This is a genomic window from Corallococcus terminator, assembly GCF_003611635.1.
GTDB classification, from domain to species: domain Bacteria; phylum Myxococcota; class Myxococcia; order Myxococcales; family Myxococcaceae; genus Corallococcus; species Corallococcus terminator.
In genome coordinates, this window is the sequence record NZ_RAVZ01000373.1 from 1 (window position 1) to 9,027 (window position 9,027).

The following is a 9,027-nucleotide window of genomic DNA, read 5'->3' on the forward strand; positions in this document are numbered from 1 at the left end:
GCGTGGGTGGGGTGCACCTGGAAAGACAGACGCGCGCCCGCTTCAGCACCGAGTGCATGGACGTGGGCATGGACAACCGCGCGCCCGTCAGCCCGAAGTACCGCGACCTGATGCCCTTCAAGTTCACCGGCCGCATCGAACACGTCACCTTCGAGTTCGACCTGGTGAACGCCAACCGCGAACTGACCCCGGCGGAACGCCTGGAGCAGCACGTGCGGCTGGATTGAGCCGGGGACCTCGCGGCGCGCTGCTTCGCCGCGAGGTCTTCCGCACTGCATGCGTCAATCGTCCGGGGCGGCCCTACTCCTGGACGTCATTCATGTGGTTGAACACCTCTCCGGGAGCAATGGCCTTGCCATTCGCGTCGGTGCGCTCCGCGGTGGAGATGCTCCACACATCCAGCGTGTCGTCGTTGTCCACGTTGCCCACGCACGCGGCCGTCAGGGTGCATTCGGGGCATTCGCCCTGCACGCCCGGCACCACGCCGGCCGTGTCCAGGGCCGCCTGGATTTCGGTCGGGTCAATCGCGGTGAAACGCGGGCTCACGGAAACGAAGTCATCCGGAAGGCGCAGCACGTAGGCGTAGCGGTTGCCGGGCTCCGGCACGAAGCCCAGTTCCTGGAGGGAGCCCAGGGGTTGCTCTTCCGCAAGCTGCCCCTGCGCGGAGATGTAGATGGACTTGAGATTCACCTTGCACTCCGCCTGCTTCGCGCGCGCCTGGAACTTGATGAAGTTGGGAATGGCGATGGCGGCCATGATGCCGCTGAAGAAGATGCTGGCCACCGAGATGATCAGCGCCGCGAGGGCGAGCCCCCGGCCTTGCTGCCCCGGCTTGCCCGTCTTCACCATCGCGACAATGGACAGCACGAGCCCCACCGGCCACAGACAGATGAGGCACAGGCTGGCGATGGAGAAACCCAGGGCGACCCCGGGCAGTACGGACTTCTTCGGCGCTGCGGGAACATCGGACGACATCGAGGTCATTACTTCCTCCAGGGCGCGGGACCCTAGAACGCCTCACGTCGGTGAGTCACGCGGAGTGCGACTCAAACCTTCGCGGCGCGCTTCTTCGCCACGAGGTCCTTCCAGAGCCCCGCGTACTTCTTGCGGTACTTCAAGTCGTCCTCCGATTCGATGAGCGCCAGGGCAACCTGCTTGAGCGCATCGTCCTTCACGACGTCGTAGGTCTTCCGGAAGACCTCCAGGATGTCGTACCGGACCAGCGTCCCGTTCTTCTCCGTGGAGCACTCCCGGAAGCGCTTGGACAGACGGTCCACCACCGCCGTTTGCAAGGCCTTGTCCGCGACCGCTGCCCGCCAGAGCGTCTGGAGGGAGTGGCGGGCGGTGACGAACTTCTCGTCCTTCGTCACGACCATGAGCCGGTCCAGGTCCTTCAAGAGGCGCTGGGAGTCGCTCTTCGCCAGGTTGCTGAGCAGTTGCGCCGCGATGGCGCGCTGGTGGTTGTCACCTTCACGCAGGAGCACCAGCAATCCGTCCCAGACCTCCGAGGCCCAGTCCACGGGCGCATCCGTCACCGCCATGAGGTGCCGGTAGGAGGCATGGCGGGAATCGGCGTCCTCGCCGCGAAGGTTGACGAAGTGACTCTGGATGTTCGCGTCCATGCCCTGGCGTTCTACCAACCCATGCGGCCCAGGGCATCCGCGCTACGCTCCCCGGCCTCTCCATGACTGTCTCCCCGACCCTGGATGCCCCGGACGCCGTCCCTCGCAGGAAGCGGTGGTGGCGCGTCCCCCTGTGGATCCTGCTGGGCGTCGTCGTGCTGGAAGTGCTCATCAACGTGGCGCTCAACGTCGGCGTCGTCCAGGCCATCATGCGCCGGGGGACGGACCGCACGAAGCTGTCGTGGCAGCGGGCCTTCTGGCTGTGGCCCGTGGGCCGGCTGCACCTCAAGGGCTTCACCCTCACCAACCAGGACACCGAACGCTGGTGGAAGGTGGAGGTGGACTCCCTGTCGGCCGGGATGTCGCTGACGGGCCTTCTGCGCAAGCGCGTGGACGTGCACGGCATCGACGGGCACGGGGCGAGCTTCCACCTGGAGCCGTCCCCCGCCCCCGAGGAAGGCCCGCCGGATCCGAACGCGCGCCCCTGGGTCATCAACCTGGAGGACGTGACGCTGCACGAGGTGCGGGAGCTGGACTTCAGCCGCGTGCGCTTCGTGGGCGCGTTGGATGTGAAGGGGGCCCTCAATCTCCAGTCACGTGAGCGCATCCAGGTGGACCTGCCGTCGGTGCGCGTGGCGGAGGGCTTCGTGGAGGTGGATGGCAAGCGGGTCGCGCGGCTGGAGGCGCTGTCCGCCCAGGCCCGGCTGGACGCGCCCTTCCAGGGCGAGCAGGGCTACGACCTCTCCAAGGCCATTGGCGGGCAGGCGCAGGTGAAGGTGGACCTGCTGCCGCTGGACTGGGTGAACGAGCTGCTGGGCCCGAGCGCCCCGGTGTCCCTGCGCGGGGGAAGCGGACGGCTGGATCTGGACGTGCGCATGGAGCGCAACACGCTGGCGCCGGGCAGCCGCCTGGAGGCCTCCGGCACGGAGCTGGACGTGCGCGCGGGGCCCATGCGCGCCCGGGCCCCCTGGAGCCTCAAGGCGTCCATGGACGAGGAGCGTCCAGGTGCGCCCGCGGGACAACTGCGGGTCGCCTTCGCGCCCGTGAAGCTCTCCGGTGCCAGGGGCAACGGCGTGGAGGTGCCGGAGATCGCCCTCACCGTCCTCGCGCGGCGGCGTGAAGGACAGCCGGGATTCGCGCTGGAGCCGGAGCTGTACGTGGCGAAGAGCCGGCCCATGGACCTGCGGTTGATCAACCCGTGGCTGGAGCAGACGCTCGAAATCGACTCCGGGCACGCGACGGTGCGCAGCGAGGAGCGCTCCAAGAGCGCGAAGGCTCGCAACGCGCTGGAGCTGCGCATGGACACCGACCTCGTGTCCGGGCGCATGGGGAAGAACAAGGTCCTGCTGCGCGCGGAGGTGGAGGTGGATGCGCGGCACCTGTCCTGGGACATGAAGGAGCTGGGACTCGCAGGCACGACGCTGCGGCTGAGCAACGTCTCCTCGAACGGCCCCGTGCCCATCCGCGCCTGGAGCGGCACGTTCAGCCTGCCCCGCGCCAGCCTGACCCTGTCACCCACGGTGCTGTCCGCGAAGTTCACAAGCCAGCTCACCGACACGCAGCCGCTGGTGGCGCTCATCACCACGTCGAAGAACCTGCCCCCCTTCCTCACCTCGCTGCTCAACATCTCCAAGGTGGAGGTGACGGGGCAGGTGCAGATCGACGAGCGCGGGCTCCAGGTGCGTGAGCTCAATGCGAAGGGCGACGGCTTCTTGCTGGAAGGCCACCTGGACCTCGTCCAGGGCAACATCACGGGGGCCCTGCTGACGACGCTGGGACCGGTGACGGGCGGCATCGAATTGAGGCCCGGCAACAACGGCCTGCACATGGTGAACGCGAAGCAGTGGTTCGCAGGGCAGAAGGCGCCGCCCTTCCGGTAGCGCTACGAGGGATGGGCGTCCCACCCGCCGCGCGCCATGTAGGGGGCCACGGCGCGCAGGAGCACGTCCAGGTCCACGGGCTTCTGGAGGAAGCCCTCCACCTCCAGGGCCTTCATCTCACGGGCCCCCACCTCCAGGGCGTACAGGACGATGACGGGGATGGAAGCGAGCGCCGGGTCCGCCCGCTGCCGCATCCGGAACTCCCAGGCGTTCACGCGGGGCATCAAGAGGTCCAGCAGGATGAGCGCCGGGCGCAGGCCCTGCTTGAGCAGGCGCAGCGCTTCGGCCCCGTCGCGCGCCAGCACCACCGAGTGCCCGTCCAACTGCAACGCCTCTTGATAGGCCCGCAGCAGGTCCAGGTCGTCATCCACCACGAGAATGCAGTCGCGCCAGGACATGGACATGGGCCCCCACTTCCGCCCCCGAAGATGTCCACCCGCCGGGGATCCGCCTCGTCCCAGGGTGTGGGGGGAGGGGTTTTGCGTGCCCTCGGACGCGCAACCGTGCGACAAGACGGACGCTGCGACACCCCCTGGAGGACGGCATGGCGGAGATGACCTACCGGACGGCGCTGGTGACAGGCGCCTCGAGCGGGCTTGGACGTGGACTGGCGCTGTGGCTGGCGAAGCACGGCCTGCGCGTGTTCGCGACGGGGCGACGGCTGTCCCAACTCCAGGCCCTGGCCGCGGAGGCCCAGGCGGCGGGCGCCACGGTGGAGCCCGTGGTCATGGACGTCACCCACGCGGAGGCCGCCCAGGAGCGCATCCGCGCCATCGACGCGGAGTGCGGCGGGCTGGACCTGGTCATCGCCAACGCGGGCGTGGGCGGTCCCACGCACGGCAAGCGCATGGACTGGGACAAGGCGCGCGCCATCATCGACACCAACGTCACCGGCGCCGCCGCCACGCTGTGCGCCGTGCTGCCGCAGATGGTGGAGCGCCGCCGGGGCCACGTGGTGGGCATCTCCAGCCTCGCGGGCTACCGGGGGCTGTCCGGCCACGCCGCCTATTCGGCGTCCAAGGCCTTCCTCTCCACCTTCCTGGAGAGCCTGCGCGTGGACCTGAAGGGCACCGGCGTCGGCGTCACCTGCGTCTTCCCCGGCTTCGTGAAGAGCGAGCTGACGGCGAAGAACCGCTTCCCCATGCCCTTCCTCATGGAGACCGAGGACGCGGTGGAGCTCATGGGCCGCGCCATCTTCGCGGGTGAGACGGAGGTGAGCTTCCCCTGGCAGGTCTCCGCCTCCATGCGCGTGCTCAAGGCGATGCCCAACACGCTGTTCGACGCCACCGCGCGCCGGCTGAAGTGAAGGAGCCCTCCGTGACGACGCCTGTGTCCTTCGCCGAGCGCTTCGCCCGGCTCGCCGACGCGCGCTCCCCCTTCTGCCTGGGGTTGGATCCGTCGCGCGACGTGCTCGCCCGCTGGAACCTGCCGGACACCGTGCAGGGCCTGTCCGACTTCTGTGAGCGGCTGGCCGACGCGGCCGGTGAGAGCCTCGCGGTGGTGAAGCCGCAGAGCGCCTTCTTCGAGCGCCACGGACCCGAAGGGCTCGTCGTGCTCCAGCGCGTGCTCAAGCGCTTCCGCGCCGCCGGCACCCTCACGCTGCTGGACGTGAAGCGCGGCGACATCGGCTCCACGATGGATGCCTACGCCGAAGGCCTCTTCGGCAGGGGCAGCGCCTATGACGTGGACGCCGCCACCTTCACCGCGTACCTGGGCCTGGGCGCGCTCGCGAAGACGGTGGAGCGCGCGAAGGCCCACGGCGCCTGCGCCTTCATCGTCGTGCGCTCATCCAACCCGGAGGGCGTGCCCGTGCAGAACGCCACCGGCACCGACGGCCGCACCGTGGCCCAGGCCGTGGCGGATGGCCTGCGCGAGCTCAACGCGAAGGCTGGCCCCGGCGTGCTGCCCGCGGGCGCGGTGATGGGCGCCACGCTGCCGCCCGAGGACCGCGACGTGGTGGAGCGCCTGGGTGACGCGCTGCTGCTCACGCCGGGCATCGGTTCGCAGGGCGCGGGCTTCGCTGATTTGCCGAAGCTCTTCTACCGCCGCGAACGGCAGGTGCTGCCCACCGCCGCGCGCTCGGTGCTGGAAGCCGGGCCGGACACGGCCGCGCTGAAGCGGGCCCTGGAAGCACATCAGGCGCCCTCGCGCGTGTTCCGCGAAGGCGCCTGACGGGGGTGCTGCCGGTGATGCGGCGCGCGGGCTACTGCGCGCCCATCATGAATTGATCCACGCCGACCTGGTTCTTGTCGGGCACGGCCTCCTTCGGCTCGGTGCCCTTCTTGAAGAACATCAGCTCCGCGCCCTTGGCACCCGGATGGGACACCTTGCCCGTCTTCTTGTCGATGTAGAGCCGGGCCAACTGCATGGACTGCCAGGGGTAGAACTCCGGCTGCGGCCGGCCCTCCAGCGCGCGCTTCATGTAGTTGAGCCAGATGGGGAGCGCCGCCCGGCCGCCCGTCTCATAGCGGCCCAGCGGGTGCGGGTTCAGGTCGTAGCCCACCCACGCCACCGTCACGAGGTCCTTGGTGTACGCGGAGAACCACGCGTCGAAGGAGTCGTTGGTGGTGCCCGTCTTGCCCGCCGCCGGCTTGCCCAGCTTCTGCGCGGGACCGCCGGTGCCCTGGAGCACCACGCCGCGCAAGAGGTGCGTGAGGATGAAGCCCGTCTCCGAGCTCATCACCTGCTCGCCCGGCTCGAAGAGGCGCGCGTAGCCGGCGGCCACGCGGTCCTGCAACGGGGCCCACGCGTCGTCGAACGCGGTGTGGTCCTCCAGCGTGCGGCCGAAGCGGTCCTCCACCTTGCGGATGAAGTACGTGGGCTTCTTGCGGCCGTAGCGGTTGAAGGTCGCGTACGCGTTCGCCAGGTCCAGCGGGTACACGCACGAGGAGCCCAGCGCGGCGGAGAAGTCCATGTTCATGGGCGTGGTGAGGCCCAGCTTCTTCGCCCAGTCGGACATGTTGTGCACGCCCACCGCGCCGAAGGTCTTCACCGCGGGGATGTTCATGGAGTTCACCAGCGCCGTGCGCAACAGCACGTCACCCACGAACTCCTCGCTGTAGTTGGCCGGCTTCCACGACACCTTGTTGTCCGGGTCGTGCTCCACGATGGGCGAGTCCACGATGATGGTGGCCTCCGTCCAGTTCAACTGCTCCAGCGCCGCCGAGTACACGAACGGCTTGAAGGAGCTGCCCGGCTGGCGGCACGCCTGGAACGCGCGGTTGAACTCGTTGTCGTCGAAGTCGTAGCCGCCCACCATCGCCGTCAGGTACTGGCGATGCGGATCAATGGAGACCAGCGCGCTCTGCGCCTCCGGCGTCTGCTCCAGCCGGAAGAGCTTCACGCCCTCCTCCGGGATGTCCTCCGCCAGCTTCTTGTCCCACTGCTCGCGGTCGTCCGTCAGCTCCTTCTTCGTCACGTGGCGCAGCACGATGACGTCGCCCACCGCCACGGCCTTCTTGACGGAGGTGATCATCATCGCCGGGTAGTAGCCCTCCGGGTTCACCTTGCGCGCCCAGCGCATGCCCAGGAGCGGCAGCCGGCCCGCGTGCGGCCCCACCTGCACGTCCGCGCCCTTGCCGTCGTCGTCGAGCTTCGTCACGACGCCCACGTAGAGCCGGTTGTCGACGAGCTCCTCCTTGCCCATCGCCTTCTTCGACTTGTCGATGAAGGCCCGGCGCTCCGCGTCGGTGGCCAACTGCTGCACCGGCCCGCGCCAGCCCTGGCGCTTGTCCACGGACATCAGGCCGTCCAGCACGGAGTCCTGCGCCGCGCGCTGACGCTCGCTGTCCATGGTGGTGAAGATCTTCAGACCTTCCTTCAGGAGCACGGGGTTGCCGTAGCGGTCCACCACGTCCTTGCGCACCTGCTCCACGAAGTACGGGGCGAACTCGTGGAAGACGTCCTCCACCGGGTACACCTTCACGGGCTCGTCGTTCGCCGTGTCGTGCTCCTCCTTCGAAATCATGCCCTCGGTCAGCATGCGCCCCAGCACGTAGCTGCGGCGGCGCTTGGCGGACTCCGGGCGGAGGAAGGGCGAGTAGCGGCTGGGCGCCTGGGGCAGGCCCGCGATGAGGGTCATCTCCCCCAGCGTCAGGTCGCGCACGTCCTTGCGGTAGTAGTTCTCCGCCGCGCTCTGCACGCCGTAGCTGTGGTGCCCGAGGAAGACGTTGTTCAGGTAGAGGTAGAGGATCTCCTCCTTCGTCAGCGCCTGCTCCAGCCGGAAGGCGAGGATGGCCTCGCGAATCTTGCGCTTGGGCGTCTTCGCGGTGGCCTCCTTGTAGCCCTCCGCGGAGATGAGGACGGCCTTCGCGGTCTGCTGCGTGAGCGTGGAGCCGCCCTGCACGCCACCGCCGCGCAGGCCCAGCTTCGTCAGCACCGTCTTGGTGACGGCGCGCGTGGTGCCCAGCACGTCGACACCGAAGTGGTCGAAGAAGCTGGAGTCCTCGCTGGCGATGAACGCCTGCACGAGCCGCTTGGGGATGCGCTCGTAGGGCACCACCTTGCGGCGCTCGTTGTAGAACTCGCCCGCGAGCACGGCGTCGTCGGTGTAGACCTCCGTGACGATGGGCGGCCAGTACTCGTCCACCTTCGGGATGGCGGGCAGCCCGTCGGAGAAGATGTAGTAGGCGCCCACCACGGCCAGCACCGCCGCGGTGGCGCCCATGAGGCCCAGCACGGCGGTGAGCTTCAGGAGGCGCACGAGGATGTTGCGCTTGGGCGGAACGCCGTCGAGCACCAGCTTGGAGCGGCTGCGGTCAGTCTTCGGATCGGCCATGCGTGTTCTGTCGAGTCCTGGGCTCAAGGCTTAGAGGAGCGCCGCCCGCTTCAGCACATCCGTCAGCTCTGGCGGGAGCGGAGTCTCCACGACGACCTTCCTGCCATCTTCGGGGTGCGGAAATTCGATGCGCTCGGCGTGCAGGAACAGACGTTTGAGCCCCCACCGCGCCCGCACGTCGCGGTTGAGGGCGAAGTCGCCATACTTCTTGTCACCCACCACCGGGTGACCCACGGCGACCAGATGCCTTCTTATCTGATGCGTGCGCCCGGTCTCGATGGTGCAGGAGAGGAGGGCTGCCTCGCTCGACTGGCGCACGACCTTCCACCGGGTGACGGCCGCCTGCATGTTGACTCCCCGACGGGACTTGGACTCGGCCGTCTGCTGGTGCTCGGCGAGCGGCAGGTCGATGACGCCTGAATCCTTGGGCATCTTCCCCTTCACCAGGGCCAGGTAGCGCTTCTTCGGGTGGCCATTGGTGAAGATTTCCGTGAAATGCACCATCGCCGGGCGGCGCTTGGCCACCAGGATGACGCCGGAGGTCTCCCGGTCCAGGCGGTGGGCGGGGGAGGCGGTGAAGTCGTTGCGGGTCGCCTTGGGGCCCAGGTACGCGCGGACATAGTCCACCAGGGTCCCCCCGGTGATGCCGCTGCCGGTATGGACGGCCATGCCGCTGGGCTTGTCCACGGCCATCATCCAGTCGTCCTCCAGGAGGATGACCAGCCGGCTGGGGTCCACCGGCGGGGGA

The 9,027-nt window shown here is 68.7% G+C and carries 9 protein-coding genes; 4 read left to right on the top strand and 5 right to left on the bottom strand.

The genetic code is table 11. From position 1 onward, the window contains the following. The coding region (locus tag D7V88_RS43275; protein WP_158625226.1) for a hypothetical protein at positions 1-227 on the top strand (227 nt) is incomplete at its 5' end. A gap of 73 nt (positions 228-300) precedes the next feature. Here the strand turns inward: D7V88_RS43275 and D7V88_RS35005 are convergent. Continuing rightward, positions 301-984 carry a pilin gene (locus D7V88_RS35005; RefSeq protein ID WP_120544944.1) on the bottom strand — a complete coding sequence of 228 codons (684 nt, stop codon included), beginning with the start codon at positions 982-984 and terminating at the stop codon, positions 301-303. Between the two features lie 62 nt (positions 985-1,046). Further along, positions 1,047-1,622, bottom strand: a complete 576-nt coding sequence (locus D7V88_RS35010) for a hypothetical protein (protein ID WP_120544945.1) — start codon at positions 1,620-1,622, stop codon at positions 1,047-1,049. Between the two features lie 62 nt (positions 1,623-1,684). Here D7V88_RS35010 and D7V88_RS35015 point away from each other — a divergent pair, with 62 nt between their 5' ends. Continuing rightward, complete coding sequence (locus tag D7V88_RS35015) at positions 1,685-3,502, top strand: AsmA family protein (RefSeq protein ID WP_120544946.1); 1,818 nt, start codon at positions 1,685-1,687, stop codon at positions 3,500-3,502. A 2-nt stretch (positions 3,503-3,504) separates the two neighbouring features. On the opposite strand, the gene D7V88_RS35020 is transcribed toward D7V88_RS35015, so the two are convergent. After that, positions 3,505-3,906: a response regulator gene (locus D7V88_RS35020; RefSeq protein ID WP_120544947.1), complete on the bottom strand. Its 402-nt coding sequence runs from the start codon at positions 3,904-3,906 to the stop codon at positions 3,505-3,507. A 140-nt stretch (positions 3,907-4,046) separates the two neighbouring features. Here D7V88_RS35020 and D7V88_RS35025 point away from each other — a divergent pair, with 140 nt between their 5' ends. Then, positions 4,047-4,808: an SDR family NAD(P)-dependent oxidoreductase gene (locus tag D7V88_RS35025; protein ID WP_120544948.1), complete on the top strand. Its 762-nt coding sequence runs from the start codon at positions 4,047-4,049 to the stop codon at positions 4,806-4,808. 11 nt (positions 4,809-4,819) lie between these two features. Continuing rightward, positions 4,820-5,674, top strand: coding sequence for an orotidine-5'-phosphate decarboxylase (gene pyrF / locus D7V88_RS35030; protein WP_120544949.1), 855 nt, complete (start codon positions 4,820-4,822; stop codon positions 5,672-5,674). A gap of 31 nt (positions 5,675-5,705) precedes the next feature. On the opposite strand, the gene D7V88_RS35035 is transcribed toward pyrF, so the two are convergent. After that, positions 5,706-8,279 carry a penicillin-binding protein 1A gene (locus D7V88_RS35035; protein WP_120544950.1) on the bottom strand — a complete coding sequence of 858 codons (2,574 nt, stop codon included), beginning with the start codon at positions 8,277-8,279 and terminating at the stop codon, positions 5,706-5,708. A 30-nt stretch (positions 8,280-8,309) separates the two neighbouring features. Next, a partial coding sequence (locus tag D7V88_RS35040; protein WP_147448985.1) for an RluA family pseudouridine synthase occupies positions 8,310-9,027 on the bottom strand: 718 nt, incomplete at its 5' end.

What these genes read in the sequence shown, in the direction of transcription:
- D7V88_RS35005 (WP_120544944.1), bottom strand. Translation starts at nt 984, where the DNA reads ATGACCTCGATGTCGTCCGATGTTCCCGCAGCGCCGAAGAAGTCCGTA.
- D7V88_RS35010 (WP_120544945.1), bottom strand. Translation starts at nt 1,622, where the DNA reads ATGGACGCGAACATCCAGAGTCACTTCGTCAACCTTCGCGGCGAGGAC.
- D7V88_RS35015 (WP_120544946.1), top strand. Translation starts at nt 1,685, where the DNA reads ATGACTGTCTCCCCGACCCTGGATGCCCCGGACGCCGTCCCTCGCAGG.
- D7V88_RS35020 (WP_120544947.1), bottom strand. Translation starts at nt 3,906, where the DNA reads ATGTCCATGTCCTGGCGCGACTGCATTCTCGTGGTGGATGACGACCTG.
- D7V88_RS35025 (WP_120544948.1), top strand. Translation starts at nt 4,047, where the DNA reads ATGGCGGAGATGACCTACCGGACGGCGCTGGTGACAGGCGCCTCGAGC.
- D7V88_RS35035 (WP_120544950.1), bottom strand. Translation starts at nt 8,279, where the DNA reads ATGGCCGATCCGAAGACTGACCGCAGCCGCTCCAAGCTGGTGCTCGAC.